The organism is Devosia indica, from assembly GCF_003056405.1.
Classification (GTDB): Bacteria; Pseudomonadota; Alphaproteobacteria; order Rhizobiales; family Devosiaceae; genus Devosia; species Devosia indica.
In genome coordinates, this window is record NZ_PYVZ01000012.1 from 24,194 (window position 1) to 45,846 (window position 21,653).

The 21,653-nt window shown below is 63.3% G+C and carries 15 protein-coding genes; 12 read left to right on the plus strand and 3 right to left on the minus strand.

The window, feature by feature from the left end:
* The first annotated feature begins 120 nt into the window (after positions 1-120).
* Positions 121-1,530 carry a helix-turn-helix domain-containing protein gene (locus tag DDE76_RS12510; RefSeq protein ID WP_104892627.1) on the plus strand — a complete coding sequence of 470 codons (1,410 nt, stop codon included), beginning with the start codon at positions 121-123 and terminating at the stop codon, positions 1,528-1,530.
* Between the two features lie 9 nt (positions 1,531-1,539).
* On the opposite strand, the gene DDE76_RS12515 is transcribed toward DDE76_RS12510, so the two are convergent.
* Positions 1,540-2,247 carry a helix-turn-helix transcriptional regulator gene (locus DDE76_RS12515; RefSeq protein ID WP_104892626.1) on the minus strand — a complete coding sequence of 236 codons (708 nt, stop codon included), beginning with the start codon at positions 2,245-2,247 and terminating at the stop codon, positions 1,540-1,542.
* Positions 2,248-2,342: 95 nt separating this feature from the next.
* The gene (locus DDE76_RS12520; protein ID WP_104892625.1) at positions 2,343-3,353 is read right to left on the minus strand and encodes an aldose epimerase family protein; all 1,011 of its coding nucleotides are present in this window, start codon (positions 3,351-3,353) and stop codon (positions 2,343-2,345) included.
* A gap of 160 nt (positions 3,354-3,513) precedes the next feature.
* On the opposite strand from DDE76_RS12520, the gene DDE76_RS12525 reads away from it, so the two are divergent.
* From DDE76_RS12525 to xylA, 3 genes are all read left to right on the plus strand, one after another.
* Positions 3,514-4,557: a LacI family DNA-binding transcriptional regulator gene (locus DDE76_RS12525; protein WP_245891904.1), complete on the plus strand. Its 1,044-nt coding sequence runs from the start codon at positions 3,514-3,516 to the stop codon at positions 4,555-4,557.
* Between the two features lie 233 nt (positions 4,558-4,790).
* Positions 4,791-6,254 (plus strand): xylulokinase, encoded by a 1,464-nt coding sequence (xylB, locus tag DDE76_RS12530; RefSeq protein ID WP_104892624.1) that lies wholly within the window; start codon positions 4,791-4,793, stop codon positions 6,252-6,254.
* The gene (gene xylA, locus DDE76_RS12535) at positions 6,251-7,558 is read left to right on the plus strand and encodes a xylose isomerase (RefSeq protein ID WP_104892623.1); all 1,308 of its coding nucleotides are present in this window, start codon (positions 6,251-6,253) and stop codon (positions 7,556-7,558) included. The genes xylB and xylA overlap by 4 nt, the downstream gene beginning before the upstream one ends.
* A 77-nt stretch (positions 7,559-7,635) precedes the next feature.
* Here xylA and DDE76_RS12540 read toward each other — a convergent pair whose 3' ends face one another.
* The gene (locus tag DDE76_RS12540) at positions 7,636-8,718 is read right to left on the minus strand and encodes a PAS domain-containing protein (protein WP_157955782.1); all 1,083 of its coding nucleotides are present in this window, start codon (positions 8,716-8,718) and stop codon (positions 7,636-7,638) included.
* A gap of 156 nt (positions 8,719-8,874) precedes the next feature.
* On the opposite strand from DDE76_RS12540, the gene DDE76_RS12545 reads away from it, so the two are divergent.
* The 8 genes from DDE76_RS12545 to DDE76_RS12580 all read left to right on the plus strand — a co-directional run bounded on the left by DDE76_RS12545 (position 8,875) and on the right by DDE76_RS12580 (position 21,637).
* Entirely contained in the window at positions 8,875-10,500 is a 1,626-nt protein-coding gene (locus DDE76_RS12545) for a glycoside hydrolase family 43 protein (protein WP_425430628.1), read from the plus strand.
* 112 nt (positions 10,501-10,612) lie between these two features.
* Positions 10,613-11,884 carry an O-acetylhomoserine aminocarboxypropyltransferase/cysteine synthase family protein gene (locus tag DDE76_RS12550; protein ID WP_104892620.1) on the plus strand — a complete coding sequence of 424 codons (1,272 nt, stop codon included), beginning with the start codon at positions 10,613-10,615 and terminating at the stop codon, positions 11,882-11,884.
* A gap of 140 nt (positions 11,885-12,024) precedes the next feature.
* Positions 12,025-12,840 carry a DUF2189 domain-containing protein gene (locus tag DDE76_RS12555; RefSeq protein WP_104894825.1) on the plus strand — a complete coding sequence of 272 codons (816 nt, stop codon included), beginning with the start codon at positions 12,025-12,027 and terminating at the stop codon, positions 12,838-12,840.
* 106 nt (positions 12,841-12,946) lie between these two features.
* Positions 12,947-15,661: a DNA mismatch repair protein MutS gene (mutS, locus tag DDE76_RS12560; RefSeq protein WP_104892619.1), complete on the plus strand. Its 2,715-nt coding sequence runs from the start codon at positions 12,947-12,949 to the stop codon at positions 15,659-15,661.
* Positions 15,642-18,452, plus strand: coding sequence for a [protein-PII] uridylyltransferase (locus tag DDE76_RS12565; RefSeq protein WP_104892618.1), 2,811 nt, complete (start codon positions 15,642-15,644; stop codon positions 18,450-18,452). The genes mutS and DDE76_RS12565 overlap by 20 nt, the downstream gene beginning before the upstream one ends.
* A 15-nt stretch (positions 18,453-18,467) precedes the next feature.
* Complete coding sequence (gene murJ, locus DDE76_RS12570; protein WP_104892617.1) at positions 18,468-20,030, plus strand: murein biosynthesis integral membrane protein MurJ; 1,563 nt, start codon at positions 18,468-18,470, stop codon at positions 20,028-20,030.
* A 68-nt stretch (positions 20,031-20,098) separates the two neighbouring features.
* Entirely contained in the window at positions 20,099-21,139 is a 1,041-nt protein-coding gene (gene trpS, locus DDE76_RS12575; RefSeq protein WP_104892616.1) for a tryptophan--tRNA ligase, read from the plus strand.
* A 24-nt stretch (positions 21,140-21,163) separates the two neighbouring features.
* Positions 21,164-21,637 (plus strand): universal stress protein, encoded by a 474-nt coding sequence (locus tag DDE76_RS12580; RefSeq protein WP_104892615.1) that lies wholly within the window; start codon positions 21,164-21,166, stop codon positions 21,635-21,637.
* Positions 21,638-21,653 lie beyond the last annotated feature (16 nt).

A 21,653-nucleotide genomic window follows, 5' to 3' on the forward strand; every position in this document is an offset into this window, starting at 1 on the left:
ATTTGACAAATGCCGCAGACATGCAAGAAATAACCGCAGAAGCGCCAGTAAACCTGTAAATCGCTGGTCAATTTCCGGATGCAGATTTGTAAACTCTGTAAAATCCGGGCGGAGGAGAACATGGTTGAAACAGCCGAAAGCCAGGTCGGCGGCCGCATCAAGCGCCTGCGGCGGCAGCGTCATCTCAATCAGGCCGATCTGGCCCAGGCGCTGGGCATATCCTCGAGCTATCTCAACCTGATCGAGCACAATCGGCGCAAGCTCACCGTGCCGCTGCTCTTCTCAATTGCCGGCTATTTCGGTGTCGAGCCGGGCGAACTGGTCGATGGTGATGAAGGGCGGCTGGTTGGCGATCTGATGGAGGCCTTTGGCGATGACATCTTTGCCGATAGCGATGTAACCAATCTCGAAATACGCGATCTGGCCCAGGCCAATCCGGCCGCGGCCCGGGCCGTGCTCAAGCTCTATGATCGCTATCGGCTGGCAACGGCCGGGACGCCAATGTCGCGGGACCAAGGCGAGGCGGAACCCTTCCATCTCGCCACCGATGCGATTTCGGACTTTCTGCAGGTCAACACCAACCATTTCCCGGCCCTGGAGGACGCGGCCGAACGCGTCCGCGCCGATATCGACAATGCCGGCGACAGTTTCGACGCGGCCATCCGCGCCTATCTGTTCAACGTCTTCGGGCTCGAGGTGCGGCTGGCCTCCCTGCCCCATGGCATTGCCCGCCAGCTCGATCCGGCGCGCCGCCAGGTGCTGGTCTCGGACCTGCTGCCGCCCGAAACCGCCAATTTCCTGCTCGCCCAGCATCTGGGCCAGGTGGCGGCCGAAGCCGAGATCGGCGGCATCATCGCCCAGTCCGATCTGCCCGAGGGCGATGCGCCCCTGCTGGCGCGCAATGTCCTCTCGGCCTATTTCGCCGCCGCGCTGATCATGCCCTATGCGCCCTTTCTCAAGGCCTGCCGCGACTATCGCTACGATATCGACCGGCTCGGCCGGCGCTTTGGCGCCTCTTTCGAACAGGTCTGCCACCGCATGACCACGCTGCAGCGCAAGGGCGCCTCGGGCATTCCGCTCCACCTTGTGCGCACCGACATTGCCGGCAATATCTCCAAGCGCTTTTCCCTTTCGGGCATCCACATTCCGCGCCATTCGGGCGCCTGCCCGCGCTGGAATGTCTATGCAGCGTTTCTCGCCCCCGAGCGCATCAATGTGCAATTGAGCCAGATGCCCGATGGCCAGCGCTATTTCTGCATTGCCCGCACCATCACCAAGGGCGATTACCGCTACAATGCGCCCCGCCGCTATCTCTCGATCGGGCTGGGCTGCGCCATACATCACGCCAGGGAAATGATCTATTCGGACGGCGTGGACCTGTCCTCGGACCTGCAGACCGTGCCGATCGGCGTCGGGTGCCGCATCTGTCCGCGCCTCGAATGCGGGCAAAGGGCGCATCCCCCCGCCGATCACCGCTTCCGGCTGGACGACAATATCCGCCCCGAAAGCCTTTACGCGCGCATGAGCTAGGGTTTGGGCCTAGCCTTCGCGCTCGTGATTGCGCCGGTCCTGGTCCCAGCTCTGGCGCCACTCGCGCTCCAGAACGGCGCGGCGCTTGCCATAGCGCTCTTCGGTTATGGTCAGGCAGACAATCCGGTCGGTGCGGAAATTGCGAAAATCCTGGCGCAACAGGCACCAGGCGGCGATGGTCTGCTTGCCCTCGTAAAAGGCCAGGCCAACCGGCCAGATGGTGCGGCTGGTGGGGCGGCCCTGCTCGTCTTCATAGTCGATGGTGACGGCCTTTTCCTGGCGCATGGCAAGGCGGATATCGCCCAGCACCGGAATGGGCTTGCGCTGCCCCCACAACGCCACCGGCCAGAGCGCGGTATCGCTGATCCGGTCGCGCAGATCCTCCGGCGAAGCCGTGGCAATCTTGGCCAGTGCATTGCGCGCCGCCGCGCTCAAGCCATCATCGGGCTGGGTCTCCACCCAGCGCGCACCGAGAACGAGCGCCTCCAGCTCTTCTGGCGAAAACATCAGCGGCGGCAGGAAGAAGCCAGGCTTCAGCATATAGCCGACCCCCGCTTCCCCATCGATCGGGGCGCCCAGCCCGATAAGGGTCTGGATATCGCGATACAGCGTGCGCACCGACACGTTCTGCTCTTCGGCCAGTGCCGCAGCCGTGATCGGCCGCCGATGCCGCCGGAGCGCGTCCATGATCGAAAACAGCCTTTCGGTCTTGTCCATAGACGTCCCTCCATCGCGGCCTCCTGCCAGCGTCAACGGCAGGACCATGGGCATTTGGGCTGACAGACCGCGTCAGCATCACCAAGGATTTGGCGTCAGGCGATCTCGAATTCGCACCAATGGCTATAGGGCCGGTCGGGCGAATAGATGACATTGGGGAAATGCGGATTGTGCACCGCATCGGCAAAGGCCTGGTCTTCCAGGCAGAAGCCCGAATGCTTGCCATAGCGCTTGCCACCAAGGCCCGGCACCGGCACCTCGGTCCACACTCCGTTATAGACCTGCACCCCCGGCCGGTCGCTCCAGAGCTTGAGCGTCAGCGCCTTGTCGGGTGAGACAACGCTGGCAATCGGGTCGGCAAGCCTGCGGCCGGTATCGAGCACCATGCCGATATCATAATCAACCGGCGCCCCGTTGGCGTCGCGCATGGTCCGTGGCTGGCGCAGATCATAGACGGTGCTTTTGGAGGGCAGGATGGCCCCGGTCGGCGCCAGATCGTCACCCAGCTCGGTATAGGCCGAGGAATTGACCTGGATGGTGTGGTCGAGCACATCCTCAGTTGTGCCCAGATTGAAATATTGATGCTGCACGAGGCTGATCGGGGTGGCCCGGTCGGTTGTCGCGCTCAATTCGAGCCGCAGGCGATTGCCACTAAGGGTATAGGTGGCGGCAAAATTGACATTGCCGGGATAGCCCATGGCGCCGTCGGGCGAAAAATGGGTGAAGCGCACCGCATTATTGGCGCTGTCGACCTGACCCTGCCAGACCTGCCGTCCCAGCCCCTCATCGCCACCATGCAATTGCAGCTCGCCCGCATTGGGCGGCAATTGATAGGTCACCCCATCGAGCTCGAAGCTGGCATTCTTGATGCGATTGGCCACGCGTCCGGCCAGCGACCCGAAATGCGGGCTATGGGCGGGATAGGCGTCAAACTGGTCAAAGCCCAGCACGACAGAGCGCTCACCCCCGGCCACCGGGACGCGCCAGTCACGCACCACCACGCCATAGCCGATAATGTCGACACTGACCCCGGTATCGCTGGTCAGGCGGAATTGATCCACCCGTTGTCCATTGTGCTCCCCGAAACCTGAAACTGCGACTGCCATGACGGTGGCCCCCTTCCCATCTGTTCGGCGCGGAGCTGTAGCGCTATTCGCCCCTCTGCTGCAACGCTGCACTTGACCTTTGCGCAAGGCGTGGGGAAGTGTGCTGGCATCAAAGCGCATGGCGGAACGCCATTTGCGCGCTGTTCGCGGGGGAGCGGATTTGAACGAAGAGACGATCAGGCGACGGGCAACGGTGCATGATGTGGCCCGGGCTGCAGGGGTCTCGCTGGCCACGGTCGACCGGGTGCTCAATGGCCGGCCTGGCGTCCGGGCCGCGACCGCCGAAAAGGTCGAACAGGCCATTGCCGAATTGGGCTTTGCCCGCGATCTCAACGCGTCCCTGATGGCTCGGGCCCGCGATCTCAGCGTGGTCTTCTTTATTCCTGATGGCTCCAATGAGTTCATGGACAGCCTGGCCGAAGCCGTGCATCGGCGCTCGCCTCTGGCCCTGGCTGACCATATCCATCTCGATCTGCGCCGGGTCAGGGCGCTTGACGCCGCCGGGCTGGCCGAAAGCCTCAGCCAGCTCGCGCCGCGTGAATGCGATTGTGCGGTGATCGTTTCGAGCGATGAGCCCGAAGTGCTCGCCGCCATCGACGCTGCACAGCGCCGCGGCATTGCGGTGATGACCCTGGTGTCGGACCTGCCCGCCTCGGCACGCCGCAATTTCATCGGCATCGACAATGTGGCCGCCGGCCGCACCGCCGCCTCCCTGATGGGCCGGTTTTTGCCCCAGGGCGGCAAGGTGGCCGTGGTGGCCGGCTCGCTGCATTTGCGCGATCATGCCGAGCGGCTCGATGGCTTTCGCGCGGCGCTGGGCGCAGAATTTCCCGCGCTGGAGATCATCGGCCCGCTCGAAGGCCATGACGAACGCACCGAGACCGCAGAGATCATTACGGCCCTTCTGGCCGAGCATGCCGATCTCGGCGGCCTCTATAATCTGGGCGCCGGCAATGCCGGCCTGGTGTCGGCCCTCGAGGCGTCGGGGCGCAGCGGCAATCTGCGCGTGATTGCCCATGAGCTGACCGCGCCTACCCGGGCCGGGCTGGCTAGCGGCGCCATTGATGTGGTGCTCGACCAGAATCCGGATGGCGAAATCCGCGAGGCCATTGCCGCCGCCCGCGCGCTGGCGCTGGATGCCAGTCGCGTTGCGGTAACGGATCCAATCGAGATCGGCATTTTCCTGCGGGACAATTTGCGGTGAAGTGACCCGTACAGGGCCGCTCCCCGCCACTCAGGCATGGCCTTCCTGGCCTTCTCACCTAAAATCTCCCCACCGGGGAGATTTTGCCTTCGGCACGGTTCGAAGTTGAAAATGGGATTTTCCTGCGCGACAATCTGCGCTAAACACGGCGCCAATCACCAAATCGGCGTGGCCCGAAACGGGCGGGAGGACGTTCGAATGATTTTTGCAATTGTGCATGAGGTACGTGCCTCATGACATTTCTCGGCATTGATATCGGCACATCGGGGGTCAAGGCGCTCCTGATCGACGAGAACGGCAAGGCGCTGGGCGAGGCCTCGGCGCCTGCTGTCGAGCCGGTGCGGCCCCAGCCCGGCTGGTCCGAGCAGAACCCCGCCGATTGGTGGACGGCAACCCTGGGCGCCATCGACGCGCTCAAGCAGAGCCATGGCGCGGCGCTGGCCGCGGTCAAGGGCGTTGGACTGTCCGGTCACATGCATGGCGCGACGCTTCTGGGCGAGAATGACGCGGTGCTGCGCCCCTGTATTCTGTGGAATGACGGGCGCTCGGCGGCCGAATGTGCCGAGATGGAAGCGGCATTGCCCACTTTGCGGGATCTGGCCGGCAATATCGCCATGCCCGGCTTCACCGCCCCCAAGATCGCCTGGGTCCGCAAGCACGAGCCCGAAATCTATGCCCGCATCAGAAAGGTGCTGCTGCCCAAGGCCTATGTGCGCCTCCTGCTGACCGGCGAACATGTCGAGGAGATGTCCGACGCCGCCGGCACGCTCTGGCTGGATGTTGCAAAACGTGACTGGTCCGACGATCTGCTGGGCGTCACCAGCCTTGGCCGCGAACACATGCCGTCTCTGGTCGAAGGCTCGGCCGTCTCGGCACAGTTGAAGCCCGACCTGATGGCGCGCTGGGGCATGTCGGGCCCTGTCGTGGTGGCCGGCGGCGCGGGTGACAATGCGGCAGCGGCCTGTGGCATTGGCGCGGTCCGGCCCGGCGAGGGATTCGTGTCGCTGGGCACCTCGGGCGTGCTGTTTGTCTCCAACGAAACATTCAGCCCCAATACCGAAGGGGCGGTGCACGCCTTCTGCCATGCCATCCCCGATACCTGGCACCAGATGGGTGTCATCCTCTCGGCGACGGATAGCCTGAACTGGCTGTCCCGCATCACCGGCAGGAAACAGGCCGAACTCTCGGGTGAGGCCGAGGCCCAGTTCAAGGGACCGGGCGAAACCATCTTCCTGCCCTATCTCTCGGGCGAGCGGACCCCGCACAATAACGCGGCTGCGCGCGGCTCGTTCACCGGTCTTTCCCAATCCACCGATCCTGCCCAGTTGGCGCAGGCCGTGATGGAAGGCGTCAGCTTTGCCATGCGCGATTGCCAGCGGGTGCTGGCCGATGCCGGCACCGCGATCAACCGCCTGCTGGCGGTCGGCGGGGGCAGCAAGTCCGCGCTCTGGCTCAAAATGCTGGCCACCAATCTCGATATGGAAATTGCCCTGCCCGAAGACGGCGATTTCGGCGGTGCCCTCGGGGCGGCCCGGCTGGGTCTCTGCGCCGCCACCGGCGCCAATCCGATGGATGTCATGTCCATGCCGCCGATCAAGACCACCATCGCGCCCGACACATCCCTGTCGGCCGCCTATTCCGATCAATATGCGCGCTATCGCGCCCTTTATCCCGCCATTGAGGAGGCAAGTTCGTGACCGATTTTTTCAAGGGCCTGAGCCAGGTCAAATATGAAGGCCCGACATCCAGGAATCCGCTGGCCTATCGCCACTACAACAAGGACGAAGTGATTGCCGGCAAGCGGATGGAAGACCATATCCGCCCAGCCATCGCCTATTGGCACACCTTTGCCCAGGAGGGGGGCGACCCCTTTGGTGGCCGTACCTTCGACCGTCCCTGGTTCGACAAGGGCATGGAGGGCGCCAAGCTCAAGGCCGATGTGGCCTTTGAATTCTTCAACCTGATCGATGTGCCCTACTACGCCTTCCACGATGTGGACGTCTCTCCCGAGGGCGCGACGCTGGCCGAGAGCAACAAGAACCTCCGCGTCATCGGCGATATCCTTGCCGCCAAGATGCAGGAAACCGGCAAGAAGCTGCTCTGGGGCACGGCCAATCTGTTCTCCAATCGCCGCTATATGGCCGGCGCCGCCACCAATCCCGACCCGGAAGTCTTCGCCTATGCCGCCGGCCAGGTGAAGGCCGTGCTTGAGCTGACCAATGAGCTGGGCGGCGAGAACTATGTGCTCTGGGGCGGCCGCGAGGGCTACGAAACCCTGCTCAACACCAAGATCGGCCAGGAACAGGACCAGATGGCCCGCTTCCTGACCCTGGTCATCGAGCATGCCGACGAGATCGGCTTCAAGGGCCAGATTCTGATCGAGCCCAAGCCGCAGGAACCGTCCAAGCATCAGTATGACTACGACGTCGCCACGGTTTATGGCTTCTTGCAGAAATATGGTCTCGAAAAGAAGGTGAAGTGCAATATCGAGGTTGGCCATGCCTTCCTCGCCGGCCATTCCTTCGAGCATGAACTGGCCGTCGCCTCCTCGCTGGGCATGCTCGGCTCGGTCGACGCCAATCGCAATGATCTCCAGTCCGGCTGGGACACCGATCATTTCCCCAACAATGCGGGCGAGATGGCCCTGGCCTTCTATTACATCCTCAAGCAGGGCGGTCTCGGCAAGGGCGGCTTCAACTTCGACGCCAAGGTGCGCCGCCAGTCGCTCGATCCCGCCGACCTGCTGCATGGCCATATCCTGGGTCTCGATACGCTGGCCCGCGGCCTCAAGGGTGCAGTGGCGATGATCGAAGACGGCGAATTCGACAAGCTGCTCGATGACCGCTATGCCGGTTGGGACAATGGCTTGGGCAAGGATATTCTGTCCGGCAAGCTGAGCCTGGCCGATATCGCCGCCAAGGTCGATGCCGATGGCATCAATCCCCAGCCGCGCTCCGGCCGCCAGGAATATCTCGAAAACCTGGTCAATCGGTTCGTCTGACCTCGAGCGGGCCATGAGAGCTCTGCTGCTCGAATGGCAATCTTCCGGCGCCCCCGGTGGGGGTGCCGGACCCTATGTCAGGCTTCCGGCTGCATGGGAATCTCGACGATGAAAGCCGTGCCCTTCTCACCACGCTCAACCCGCAGCTCGGCCTTGAGGTGATCGATTTCGTGCAACAGCATTTTCATGCCGAAGCCGCTGACGGCACGCGGATCGAAGTCGGCAGGCAGGCCTCTGCCGTCATCGCGCACAATCAGCGCGATGCCCTCCCCGTTTCGTCGGGCTGTCACGGCGATGATTCCGCCATCCTCCTGCCCATAGGCATGCTTTTGTGCATTGGTGACCAGTTCCGAGACGATCAGCGCGATGGGGGTGACCAGTTCTTCGCCGATCTCTATGCGGTCGGCAGAAGAGACCACCTGTGCCCGGCTGATATGGTCGAGTTTTTCGCAGATCGAACTGATGATCTGGCCGATCTCGATCTTGGCGTCGAGGTCGCCATGTTCGATGATGCGTTGGATTTCGACAATGGCCTGGATGCGGCTGAGTGCCCCCACCAGCGCGTTTCGCGCCGTGTCATCGGACAGGCTGGACAATTGCATGCGCAGCATGGCTTGGATCAGGGCAAGGGAATTGCGGACACGATGCGTCATTTCGCGGGCCATGTGATGGGTCCGCTCGGCCTGGTCGCGCAGGGCGGTGGTCTTTTCGTCCAGTTCCTGCCGCAGATTTTCAGTTCGCGTCATGCGCTCGGTGACATCGACCTGGGTAGCAATGAAATAGAGCAGGTCGCCATGGTCGTCGAGCATGGGCGCCATGTGCAGCTCGTTCCAGAAGCTGCTGCCATCCTTGCGGTAGTTGAGGATCTCGCGGCTGATCGTGGCCTTGTCACGGACAGCATCCTTGAGCGCCTGGCGGTCTGCGTCACGTGTCTCGGGGCCCTGCAGGAACCGGCAATTGCGCCCCAGCACCTCATGCTCTTCATAACCGGTGAGCTTAAGGAAGGCGTCATTGACAAATACCAGCGGGCAATCGGCCTCATATGGATCTGCAATGGCAATAGGAACAGCGCTGGATTCTACGGCGTGCACGAAGGGCTGCAGCCGCATCTTGGATTTGACGTTCTTCCAGTAGGATATTTCGCGGATTTGATGGTCCAAGGCGTCTCGCTTCAGTTTGCCGCCCGGTCAGGTCGTGGCGGCCCGGTTTTCGTATCGATCGCTAAGTTTCAGGCGAACTGCCTGAACGCAAGCGGATCGGGCTTCAATTTTCGTCATACAACGCATTAAGCGGCTTTTTGGTCGCACGAGGAGGATATCTTGCCCCAACTGACAAATCCCATTCTTCCCGGCTTCAATCCGGACCCGTCTATCCTTCGCGTCGGTGAGGACTACTACATCGCCACCTCCACCTTCGAGTGGTTCCCCGGCGTGCAGATCCATCACTCCAAAGACTTGGCCAATTGGGAGCTGCTCACCCGGCCCCTGACGCGCAAGAGCCAGCTCGATATGCGCGGCGATCCGGATTCTTGTGGTGTCTGGGCGCCATGCCTCACCCATGACGGCGAAAAATTCTGGCTGGTCTATACCGACGTCAAGCGCAAGGACGGCTCGTTCAAGGACGCGCATAACTACATCGTCTGGGCCGACACGATCGAAGGGCCCTGGTCCGATCCGATCTATGTCAATTCCTCGGGCTTTGACCCGTCCCTGTTCCACGACGACGATGGCAGGAAGTGGTTCGTCAACATGCTGTGGGACCACCGCACGCGGCCGCTGAAATTCGCCGGTATCGCCCTGCAGGAGTTCGACCCCCAGGCCGGCAAGCTCGTCGGTCCGGTCAAGAACATCTACAAGGGCACCGATCTCAAGCTGGTCGAAGGCCCGCACCTCTATAAGCGAAACGGCTGGTACTATCTGCTGACGGCCGAAGGCGGCACGGCCTATGACCACGCCTGCACCTTTGCCCGTTCGCGCAATATCGACGGGCCCTACGAAACCCATCCGCAAAAACATATCCTGACATCCAAGGATGCGCCGCTGGCCGCCCTGCAGCGCTCCGGCCATGGCGACATTGTCGAGACGCCCGATGGCAAGACCTATCTGGTGCATTTGACCGGCCGTCCGACCACCCAGGAGCGCCGCTGCGTTCTCGGGCGTGAGACCGCCATCCAGGAAGCCTATTGGGGCGAGGACGACTGGCTTCATGTCAAGAACGGTCCGGTGCCCTCGCTGCATGTCGAAGTGCCCGGCACCCGCGACGAGGCCAAATACTGGGCGGAGCAGCCCTCCACCTTCGAGAACGGCCTGCCGATCGACTTCCAATGGCTGCGCACGCCGGACACCGACCGCATCTTCAAGACCGAGGGCGGCAAGCTGACGCTGTTCGGGCGTGAGAGCATCGGGTCGTGGTTCGAACAGGCGCTGGTGGCCCGCCGGCAGCAGCATTTCTCCTATGATGCCGAGACCGTGGTTGACTTTGCCGCCACCGACGAGCGCACCATGGCGGGCCTGACCGCCTATTACAGCCGCTACAATTTCTTCTATCTCGCTGTCACCGCCCATTCGGATGGCCAGCGCGAACTCTTGCTGATGAGCTCGGAAATTTCCTGGCCGGATGGCGATCTCAATTTCCCCGCCGAGCCGGTACAGATCCCCAACACCGGCAAGGTGAAGCTGGCGCTTTCCATTCGCGGCAGGGCGCTGCAATTCTTCTATGCGCTGGAAGGCCAGGACTTGCAGCCCATCGGCCCGGTCCTCGATGCGTCGATCCTGTCGGACGAATGCGGTGGCCACCAGGCCCATGGCAGCTTCACCGGCGCTTTTGTCGGCGTGGCCGCGAACGATCTCAACGGCACCGCGAGCCCGGCCCATTTCGACTATTTTGCCTATCGGCCGGTGCGTGACCCCTCCGACCGCTACGAAGTCGACGCGCTGAGCTAAGCACATCTATTTCAACGACTTGGCGCGGGAGAGGACAAACTGCCTCTCCTGCGCCTTGTCATTTCCGGGGGAACCGGCAAGTTTGGCGCCTGCGAGCCAAAGGGAGCCAATAATGAAACTTGAATCCATCGCCCTGCACCATGGGTATGAATCGGAAGCCACCACCAAGGCGGCCGCCGTGCCCATCTACCAGACCACCTCCTACACCTTCGACGATACCCAGCACGGCGCGGACCTGTTCGATCTCAAGGTCGCGGGCAATATCTATACGCGCATCATGAACCCCACCACGGCCGTGCTCGAAGCACGTATTGCCGAGATGGAAGGCGGCATCGGGGCGCTGGGCCTGGCCTCGGGCATGGCTGCCATAACCTATGCCATCCAGACCATTGCCGGGGTCGGCGACAACATCGTTTCGATCTCCCAGCTCTATGGCGGCACCTACAATCTGTTCGTGCACAGCTTCCCGCGCCAGGGCATCGAGGCGCGGCTGGTCAGCCATGACGATTATGAAGGCTTCGAAAAGGCCATCGACGAGAACACCAGGGCGGTCTTCCTTGAATCCATCGGCAATCCGGCCGGTAATGTCGTGGACATCGAAAAGATCGCCGAGATCGCCCATCGCCACGGCGTGCCGGTGATCGTCGACAATACGGTGGCCACGCCCTATTTGACCCGGGCCTTCGATTTCGGCGCCGATATCGTGGTGCACTCGCTGACCAAATATATCGGCGGCCACGGCACCTCCATCGGCGGCGTCATTGTCGATAGCGGCAAGTTCGACTGGAAGGCCAATGCCAAGCGCTTCCCGGTGCTGAACGAGCCCGACCCCTCCTATCACGGTGTGGTCTATACCGAGGCGCTGGGGCCGGCAGCCTATATCGGCCGGGCGCGCGTCGTGCCCTTGCGCAATACCGGCGCCGCGCTCTCGCCCATGAATGCCTTCATGATCCTGCAGGGGCTCGAAACGCTGGGCCTGCGCATGGAACGCCATTGCGAAAACGCGCTCAAGGTCGCCCGGCATCTTCAGAGTCACCCCAAGGTGGAATGGGTCAACTATGCCGGCCTGCCCGACAGCCCCTACCACGCAGTGGCCACCCGGATCTCCAAGGGCTCGGGATCGGGCATCCTCTCCTTCGGCATCAAGGGCGGCAAGGAAGCGGGCGCCCGGTTCATCGATGCGCTGCAGATGATCCTGCGCCTGGTCAATATCGGCGACGCCAAGTCTCTGGCCTGCCATCCGGCCACCACCACCCACCGCCAGCTCTCCCCCGAGGAGCTCAAGCGCGCCGGCGTGTCCGAGGATCTGGTGCGCATTTCGGTGGGCATCGAGCATGTCGACGACATCATCGCCGATATCGACCAGGCCCTGGCCAAGGCCTGATCACATTTCTCGGAACCGGGGGCGACAGCCCCCGGTTCGCGGCTTAGTATGACGGCATAGCGGTCGCACCCTATTGCGTCTCGCGCCCGTCATGCGCCCCTCGCAAGTGCTGCGGCCTCCATTGAGGAGGAGTGATGCCCATGGCCAAAATGCACGTCATTTCCGGTGTCGGCGACAAGCTCGACATGCCGGTCATTCACCAGATTTCACTGGCCGATCTTGGCGACGTGCTGCGGCGCGGCGCGGCCGATTTCTGGGCCAAGCCCAGCCATTATGTGCTCCTGATGCTGATCTATCCGGTCATCGGCATCGTGCTCACCGTGTGGATGAATGGCTGGCATGCCTGGACCCTGCTCTATCCGCTGATCGGCGGTTTCGCCCTGCTCGGCCCGATCGCTGCCCTGCCGCTCTATGAGGTGTCGCGGCGGCTCGAAATGGGCGAGAACCCAAGCTGGCGCGACGCCATGAGCGTGTTGAAATCCCCCGCCCTGGGCTCCATTCTGGCCGTCGGCGCCATGCTGTTCGTGCTGTTCACGCTCTGGCTCACCAGCGCCCAGGCGCTTTACGAGACCCTGTTCGGGGCCTCGCCGCCGCGCACGCTCGATGCCCTGCTTGCCCAGATCCTGACTGAGCCGGCCGGCCTGACCCTGCTGGCGGTTGGCACGGCACTCGGCGCCCTGTTCGCCCTGGTGGTGCTGTGCACCACGGTGATTGCCTTCCCCCTGCTGCTCGACCGCGATGTGGGGGCCTATGTGGCCGTCGAAACCTCGTTCCGGGCGGTCATGCACAATCGCGTGCCGCTCTTTGCCTGGGGTGTCATTGTCGGCGCCGCGATTTTCCTGGGCTCCATTCCGCTGTTTGTCGGGCTGGCCGTTGTCCTGCCCATTCTGGGCCATGCCACCTGGCATCTCTATCGCAAGCTGATCGAGCCCGTTTCGCTCATCCGCGACGCCTGATTTCGGCTGCAAAACGAACGGGGCAAATTTGTTCGGCCCGGTTGGATTTTGATCCCGAACCGCCTAAGGTCCGGGATCAATTTTCAAGCCCTGACTGCCCGCGCCCATGGATCAATCCCCTTTCGAGGCTGCCCCCGGCCCCGCGCCTGCGGGACTGACGCCCATGATGGCGCAGTTCTTCGAGATCAAGGCGGTCAATCCGGGCTATCTGCTGTTCTATCGCATGGGCGATTTCTACGAGCTGTTCTTCGAGGACGCCGAAATCGCCAGCGCGGCCCTCGGCATCGTGCTCACCAAGCGCGGCAAGCATTTGGGCGAAGATATCCAGATGTGCGGTGTGCCCATTCACGCCGCCAATGACTATCTCAACAAGCTGATCCGTCTGGGCCATCGGGTGGCCATCTGCGAGCAGATGGAAGATCCGGCCGAAGCCAAGAAGCGCGGCTCCAAATCGGTGGTGCGGCGCGATGTGGTGCGGCTGGTCACCCCCGGCACGCTGACCGAAGACGATCACCTCGATGCACGCTCCGCCAATTATCTGGCAGCCCTGGCCATGGTGCGGCATGGCGAAACCGATTTTGCCCTGGCCTGGGCCGATATCTCCACTGGCGAAACCTTTGTGTCCGATCTGGCCGCCGACCAGCTCGGTGATGAAATGGCCCGCATTGCCCCCGCCGAACTGCTGCTGACCGATGCGACCCGGGCCGCGCTGGTCGAAAGGCATCTGTTCGCCCCGGCCTGGAGCGGGATTGCCTCCACCATCGCCCCGGACCTTGCCGACAGCGAAGCGGCCATGCCGCTCCTGCGCAGCAGTTTTCCGTCCGAGGCCTTCGACCCCAGCGCCCTCAGCCGGGCTGGCCGGGCAGCGCTCGGCGCATTGGTCGGCTATGTCGGGGAAAGCCAGAGGGGGCGCAGTGCCCCGCTGCGGCCACCGCTCACCAATGCGGCCGCGGCCAGCATGGCGATCGACGCGGCCACCCGCTCAAGTCTGGAATTGCTGATCACCCAACGCGGCCAGGCCAAGGGCTCGCTGCGCCAGGCCATCGACCTGACCGTGACCGCGCCCGGTGCGCGGCTTCTGGCAACCCGCCTGGCCGCGCCATTGCGCCGTGCCGATGCGATCAACGAACGGCTCGATGCAGTCAGCCGCCTGGTCGAGGACACACTGTTGCGCGGCCGCCTGCGCCAGGACCTCAAATCCGCGCCCGATCTGGCCCGCGCCCTTTCGCGCCTGGCTCTGGAGCGTGGCGGTCCGCGCGATCTGGCCGCCATCGGCAAGGCCGTCGGCGCAGCGCTGGAACTGGCGCAGCATCTGCGCGCACAGCCCGACTTGCCCACCATATTGGAACGCCTGACGCAAACCCTTGGCGCCGCGCCAGGTGCGCTGGCCAGTGAACTGGCGGCGGCGCTGGATGATGAATTGCCGCTGCTCAGCCGCGATGGCGGTTTCGTCCGGCCCGGCTATGACGCGAGGCTCGATGAAGAGCGCGCGCTGGGCCGCGAGACCCGCGCCGTGGTCGCCGCGCTGCAGGCCCGGCTGATGGACGAGACCGATGTGCGGTCCTTAAAGATCAAGCACAATGGCGTCCTCGGCTTTTTTGTCGAAGTGCCCGCCGCGCATGGCCAGAAACTGCTCGAAGCCCCGCACCGCGAAACCTTCATCCATCGCCAGACGCTGGCCAATGCCATGCGCTTTACCACCACCGAACTGGCCGATCTCGAAGGCCGGATCGCCCAGGCACAGGGTGCGGCGCTGGAGATCGAACAGGCCATATTCGCCCGCCTTCGGGATGAAACACTGGCTGCAACGCGCCAGTTGCAGGGGTTGGCCGACGCGCTGGCCGAACTCGACGTCACCGCCGCTCTCGCAGAAGTGTCTGCCACAAGGGGCTATTGCCGCCCGATGGTCGATGACAGCCTTGCTTTCGCCATTTCCGGCGGGCGCCATCCCGTTGTGGAATTGATGGTGAAATCGGAAGGCCAGAGCTTTGTCGCCAATGATGCCGATCTCTCGGGCAGCGAGGAAGCCGGCGGCGGGTCGCTCTGGCTGGTCACCGGCCCCAATATGGGTGGTAAATCGACCTTCCTCAGGCAAAACGCGCTGATCGCCGTTCTGGCGCAGATGGGGTGCTATGTGCCGGCTGACAGCGCCCATATTGGCGTGGTGGATCGCCTGTTCTCGCGTGTCGGCGCATCTGACGATATTGCCCATGGCCGCTCGACCTTCATGGTCGAAATGGTCGAAACCGCCGCCATTCTCAATCGCGCCACTCGCAAGAGCCTGGTGGTGCTCGACGAAATCGGTCGCGGAACCGCCACGTTCGACGGGCTCTCCATTGCCTGGGCGGCGGTCGAGGCGCTGCATGAGACCACCGGTTGCCGGGCACTGTTCGCCACCCATTTCCATGAATTGACCTCTCTGGCCAAGACCCTCACCCGCGTCGCCAATGTCACCATGAAGGTGCGCGAGTGGGAAGGCGAGGTGGTGTTCCTGCACGAAGTGGGGCCCGGCGCCGCGGACCGCTCCTATGGCATCCAGGTGGCGCGGCTGGCCGGCCTGCCGGCACCGGTCATTGCCCGCGCCAAACAGGTGCTCGACGTGCTCGAGCAGCGCTCGGCCGGCACCGCCTCTTCCAGCCAGAAGGCCAGAGTGCTAGACGATTTGCCGCTCTTTGCCCACCAGCCGCCCCCGGCGCCAAAGGGCAAGGATCCCGTTCACGAAGCGCTCGATGCGGTCCGCCCCGACGAAATGACGCCACGCCAGGCCATTGATGCGCTCTATCAATTGAAGAAACTCCGCGATGACGCTAGCCGAAGCTGAGGCCAGACCCAAAAAGGCACAGTTCGCGCTGAAGACCGCCGATACGCTGGTGGCCGAGTTTGACGCGCTGCTGGGCGACGAACCCGCCCGCTCGCCCAAGGCGCGCATGGCGGTCCTGGCCCATATCCGCCAGGCCCTGGCCGATGCGCGCAAAAGCGCCGAGGCCGAACTGCTGGCCAACAACAAGGGCACGCGCTGTGCCCAGAACCTGTGCGCGGCGCAGGACGAAATCATCACCGCCGTGCATCGCTTTGCCACCACGCGGGTCTATCCGGTCGACAATCCGTCTGGCGCCGAAGCCATCGCGCTGTCCGCCGTCGGCGGCTATGGCCGTGGCACCCTGGCCCCAGGCTCGGACATCGATCTGCTCTTCATCCTGCCCTACAAGCAAACCCCCTGGGGCGAGCAGGTCACCGAATACATTCTCTATATGCTCTGGGATCTGGGGCAGAAGGTGGGCCACGCGGTCCGCTCGGTGGATGAGTGCATCCGCATGGCCCGCGCCGACATGACCGTGCGCACCGCCACGCTCGAAGCGCGCTTCCTCACCGGCGACAAGGCGCTTTACGACCAGCTCACCCATCGCTTTGAAAACGAGATCATGCCCAGAACGGGCCCGGAATTCATCGCCGCCAAGATGGCCGAGCGGGATGAGCGCCACAAGCAGATGGGCAATACCCGCTATGTGGTCGAGCCCAATATCAAGGACGGCAAGGGGGGCTTGCGCGACCTCAATACGCTGTTCTGGATCGGGAAGTATTTCTACCAGGTCAAGACCAGCCATGAGCTGGTCGGCAAGGGCGTACTGTCAGCCGCCGAATACCGCCTGTTCACCCGGGCCGAGGATTTTCTCTGGGCGGTGCGCTGTCACCTGCATTTCGTCACCGGACGGGCCGATGAAAAGCTCAGCTTCGACATGCAGCCTGAACTGGCCCAGCGCATGGGCTATGCGCAGCGCCTGGGCATGCTGGGCGTCGAGCGCTTCATGAAGCGCTATTTCCTGGTCGCCAAGGATGTCGGTGATCTGACCCGCATCATCTGCGCCGGCCTCGAATTCCACCACGCCAAGGATCTCGACCTGGTCGGGCGCGTCCTGGCGCCGTTCCGCTCCGGCAAGTCCAAGATCAAGGGCGAAACGGCCTTCATCGTCGATACCGGACGCCTCAACATCGCCGGGCCCGACGTCTTCGAAAAGGACCCGGTCAATCTCATCCGCGCCTTCATGGTGGCCGGCCGCGAGGAATTGCTGTTTCATCCCGATGCGATCATGCATATCCGCAACAGCCTGCGGCTGATCGACAAGACCCTGCGCGCCGACCCCAGGGCCAATGCCCATTTCCTGACCATTCTGACCAGCGCCAACTATGTCGAGCGCATCCTGCGTCAGATGAACGAGAGTGGCGTGCTCGGCAAGTTCGTGCCCGATTTCGGCAAGATCGTCGCGCTGATGCAGTTCAACATGTATCACCACTATACCGTGGACGAGCATCTGATCCGCTCGGTCGGCGTCATGGCCCAGATCGCCAATGGCGGATTGCGCGACGAGCTGCCCCTGACCCACGAGCTGCTGCCGCAGCTCAACGATACGCGCCTGCTCTATGTGGCACTGTTCCTGCACGACATTGCCAAGGGCCGGCCCGAGGATCATTCCATCGCCGGGGCAAAGATCGCCAAGAAGCTCTGCCCGCGCTTTGGCCTCAATGCCGCCGAAACCGACACCGTCTCCTGGCTGATCGAATATCATTTGCTGATGAGCGAGATTGCCCAGGCCCGCGACATCCAGGACCCCGAAACCGCCAAGTCCTTTGCCGATGTGGTGCAATCGCCCCAGCGCCTGGCCCTGCTGATGATCCTGACCGCCTGCGATATCCGCGCCGTTGGCCCGGGCACCTGGACCGGCTGGAAGGGCTCGCTGCTGCGCGCGTTGTATTTCGCCACCGAGCCATTGTTGTCTGGCGGGCATAGCCAGGTCAGCCAGTCCGACCGCGTCAATCAGGCCCGTTCGGCCCTGACCGAGGCGCTGTCCGGCTGGGCGCCCGCCGATATCGAGGCCTATGCGGCCCGCCATTACGACCATTACTGGCTGCGCGCCGAGCCTGAATTACAGCTCGAACACGCCAGGATGATCCGCAATGCCGACAGCACCGATCAGCCCTTTGCCGGCTCGATCCGGGTCAAGGCGTTCGAAGGCATCACCGAGGTCAGCTTCTATACCCCCGATCACCCGCGCCTGCTCTCGCTGATCGCCGGCGCCTGCACCATGCAGGATGCCTCCATCATTGGCGCGCAGATCTTTTCTACCCGCGACGGGCGCGCCATCGACACCTTCCGGCTCAAGCGCTCCTTCACCTCCGACGAAGACGAAAAGGTCCGCGCCACCCGCATCATCGACACCGTCAAGCAGCTCCTGCAAGGCAAGCGCCAGGTGCTGATCGATCTGGGCAAGGAATCGCGCCACAACAGGCGCCTCAGGCCCTTCTCCCTGCCCGCGCAGGTCTCGGTCAGCAATGCCATTTCGGAAAAATTCACCGTCATCGAGGTGTCGGGCCTCGACCGCATCGGCCTGCTCTATGCACTGACCCGCGAGATTTCCGATCTCAACCTCACCATCGGCTCGGCCCATATCGGCACCTATGGCGAAAAGGCCGTCGACGTCTTTTATGTCACCGACCTGACGGGCCAGAAGATCCATGTCAAATCCCGCCAGAAGAAGATCCACGACGTGTTGATGAACGTCTTCAAGCGGCCCAGCGAGGACAAGGCACCGGAAAAGAAGGTGGTCAATGGGTGAGGCGCACGCGGGCCCATGACCCTGTTCCGCAATTTCGTCTCGGTCGGCTCGCTGACCCTCGTAAGCCGCATTGCCGGCTTTGCCCGCGACGCGCTGATGGCGGCAGTGCTGGGCACCGGCCCGGCGGCCGACGCGTTTTTCGCGGCCTTCCGCTTTCCCAATCTGTTCCGGCGGCTGTTTGCCGAAGGCGCGTTCAACACCGCCTTTGTCCCCATGTTCTCCGGCGCCCTGGAGCGTGAGGGACAAGAGGGCGCAAAATTACTCGCCGCGCGCATCATGAGCTGGCTGGTGGTGATGCTGTTCATCGTCACCCTCCTGGCCGAGCTCTTCATGCCCCAGATCATGGCCGTCTTCGTGCCCGGCTTCGTGGACGACGCAGAAAAGTTTGACCTGACCGTGCTGCTGACGCGGATCATGTTCCCCTATCTGGGCTGTATGTCGCTGATGGCCGCCTATGGCGCTATCCTCAACACGCTGGGGCGGTTCTTCGCTGCCGCCTTCGCGCCTGTACTGCTCAACCTGGTCACCATTGCCGCGCTGATCCCCCTGGCCGTCTGGTTCATCCAGACCCCGGCCGACGCCACGATCTGGGTCGCCATCGCCACCATGACCGGCGGGGTGGCGCAATTGGTGCTGGTCTGGGTGGCCATCGAGCGGGCCGGCTTCCGCCCCGCCTTTCGCATGCCACGGCTGGACCCGGAGGTGCGCCGCTTCTGGATGCTGGCGGTGCCGGCCATCCTGGCTGGCGGTATCACCCAGATCAATATTTTCGTGGGCACCATCATTGCCTCGGGCGCCGACAACGCCATCTCCGTGCTCTCTTATGCCGACAGGCTCTACCAGCTTCCGCTCGGCATTATCGGCATTGCCATCGGCACGGTGCTGCTCCCCGAACTCAGCCGTCACCTCAAGGGCGGTCGCGCGCTCGAAGCACGCCAGAGCCAGGACCAGGCGCTGTTCGTTTCCATGCTGCTCACCATGCCCGCGGCCGTGGCGCTGGTGGCGCTGGCCGAGCCGATCGTGCGGGTGCTGTTCGAACGTGGCGCTTTTGATGCGCTGGCCACCACCCAGACCGCTGAAGCCTTGATAGCCTTCGCCACGGGCCTGCCCGCCTATGTGCTGATCCGCGTATTGCAGCCGGGCTTTTTTGCCCGCGAGGACACGCTGACCCCGACGATATTTGCCGGGGTCAGCGTGGTGGCCAACATCGCCATATCGCTCACGCTCTTTCCCAGCCTGCTTCATGTCGGCATTGCCATTGCCACCGCTGCCTCCTCCTGGCTCAATGTCGTGCTGCTTGTGGCCACGCTGGCCGTGCGCGGCCATTTCGCGCTGACCTGGCCGCAATGGCGGGCGCAACTGGCCATTCTCGCGATCAGCCTGATCATGGGCGCGGCGCTCTGGCTATTGGCCGAACAGGGCGCAATCCATCTGGCAAGCGGTGTCGCGCTCTGGCGCCAGGCGGGTGTGCTGGCCGCGCTGATCGCCTTTGGCGTCGCGGTCTATTTCACCCTTGTCCATGTCAGCGGCACTCATGATCTGCGCTTGCTGGCGCGCCGTCTGCACCGCCGCGCGTGACGGTTCCATTCTTCGTCTTGCCCGTATAGAAGGGGCGCCTGTTTTCGTTTCTGTTCTCGAAGGGCACCATGACGTTCAGCCCCCGCGTCTTTTCCGGCATCCAGCCATCCGGCGACCTGCACCTCGGCAATTATCTCGGCGCCATCCGCCGTTTCGTGCCGCTCCAGGACACGCATGAGACCATTTACTGCGTGGTCGACATGCATGCCATCACCGTCTGGCAGGAGCCCGCGGCACTGCGTCGTGCCACCCGCGAAGTCGCTGCCGCCTTCATTGCCGCCGGGGTCGACCCCAAGCGCTCCATCGTCTTCAACCAGTCCCAGGTGGTCCAGCATGCTGAGCTGGCCTGGGTGTTCAACTGTGTCGCGCGCATGGGCTGGATGGCCCGCATGACCCAGTTCAAGGACAAGGCCGGCAAGAACTCCGAGAATGTCTCGCTCGGCCTGTTCGCCTATCCCTCGCTGATGGCCGCTGACATCCTGCTCTACAAGGCCACCCATGTGCCGGTGGGCGACGACCAGAAGCAGCATCTCGAACTGACCCGCGATATCGCCGCCAAGTTTAACAATGACTATGCCGCCTCGATTGCTGCTGAAGGGGTGACGGCGCCGGATGGTCAGTTCTTCCCCATCACCGAGCCGCTGATCGCCGGCCCGGCCACGCGCATCATGAGCCTGCGCGACGGCACCAAGAAGATGAGCAAGTCCGACCCCTCCGAGCAGTCCCGCATTTCCCTGCTCGATGATGCGGACGCCATCGCCAGGAAGATCAAGAAGGCAACCACCGATCCCGCTGAACTGCCCTTAGAGGTCGACGGTCTCAAGGACCGGCCGGAAGCTGACAATCTGGTTGGTATCTATGCCGCGCTTTCCGACAGGACCAAGGCCGAGGTGCTGGCAGAGTTCGGCGGCCAGGGCTGGGGCAAGTTCAAACCGGCGCTCGCCGATCTGGCCGTTGCCGTTCTCGCGCCGATGGCCGGGGAGATGCAGCGCCTGCTCGATGACCCCGAAACCATCAATGCGGTGTTGCGCGATGGTGGCGAGCGGGCCGGCGCCATTGCCGAAAAGACAATGGCCGAGGTACGCTCCATCATCGGTTTCATCCGCTAGCGCGGTTCAGCAACGGAGGCGCCCTTGGTTTCGCAGGTCGAATACAAGCGCAAGTTTCTCGTCGTTATTGATGAGACCGAAGAATGCGATCGTGCCCTGACCTTTGCTGCCTGGCGCGTCAAGCGCACGGGCGGCACGGTGGTGCTGATGACGGTCATTCCCAAGCCTGAATTCATTGGCCTGGGTGTCGAGGACGTCTTGCGGGCCGAGGCCGTCGAGGAGGCCGAACGCAATCTTGACCGGCGCATGGCCCGGATCAAGGAGATCGGCGAGGTCCGGGCCGAATCGGTGATCCGTGAGGGCAATGGCGCCGAACAGATCGAGCGCGTCATCGACAAGGATCACGACATTGCCATCCTGGTGCTGGCCGCCTCCAAGTCGCCCGATGGTCCGGGTCCGCTGGTGACCCATTTTGCCGCCCGCGCCAATGTGCTGCCCATCCCCCTGACCATTGTGCCCGGCCGCATGAGCGACGACGAAGTCATCGCGATCTGCTGACCGGCCCGCTTGTGCG

Bases quoted from the DNA above. Each gene is read 5' to 3' on its own strand.
- DDE76_RS12510 (WP_104892627.1), top strand. From the start codon at position 121: ATGGTTGAAACAGCCGAAAGCCAGGTCGGCGGCCGCATCAAGCGCCTG.
- DDE76_RS12515 (WP_104892626.1), bottom strand. From the start codon at position 2,247: ATGGACAAGACCGAAAGGCTGTTTTCGATCATGGACGCGCTCCGGCGG.
- DDE76_RS12520 (WP_104892625.1), bottom strand. From the start codon at position 3,353: ATGGCAGTCGCAGTTTCAGGTTTCGGGGAGCACAATGGACAACGGGTG.
- xylB (WP_104892624.1), top strand. From the start codon at position 4,791: ATGACATTTCTCGGCATTGATATCGGCACATCGGGGGTCAAGGCGCTC.
- DDE76_RS12550 (WP_104892620.1), top strand. From the start codon at position 10,613: ATGAAACTTGAATCCATCGCCCTGCACCATGGGTATGAATCGGAAGCC.
- DDE76_RS12555 (WP_104894825.1), top strand. From the start codon at position 12,025: ATGGCCAAAATGCACGTCATTTCCGGTGTCGGCGACAAGCTCGACATG.
- mutS (WP_104892619.1), top strand. From the start codon at position 12,947: ATGGATCAATCCCCTTTCGAGGCTGCCCCCGGCCCCGCGCCTGCGGGA.
- DDE76_RS12565 (WP_104892618.1), top strand. From the start codon at position 15,642: ATGACGCTAGCCGAAGCTGAGGCCAGACCCAAAAAGGCACAGTTCGCG.
- murJ (WP_104892617.1), top strand. From the start codon at position 18,468: ATGACCCTGTTCCGCAATTTCGTCTCGGTCGGCTCGCTGACCCTCGTA.
- trpS (WP_104892616.1), top strand. From the start codon at position 20,099: ATGACGTTCAGCCCCCGCGTCTTTTCCGGCATCCAGCCATCCGGCGAC.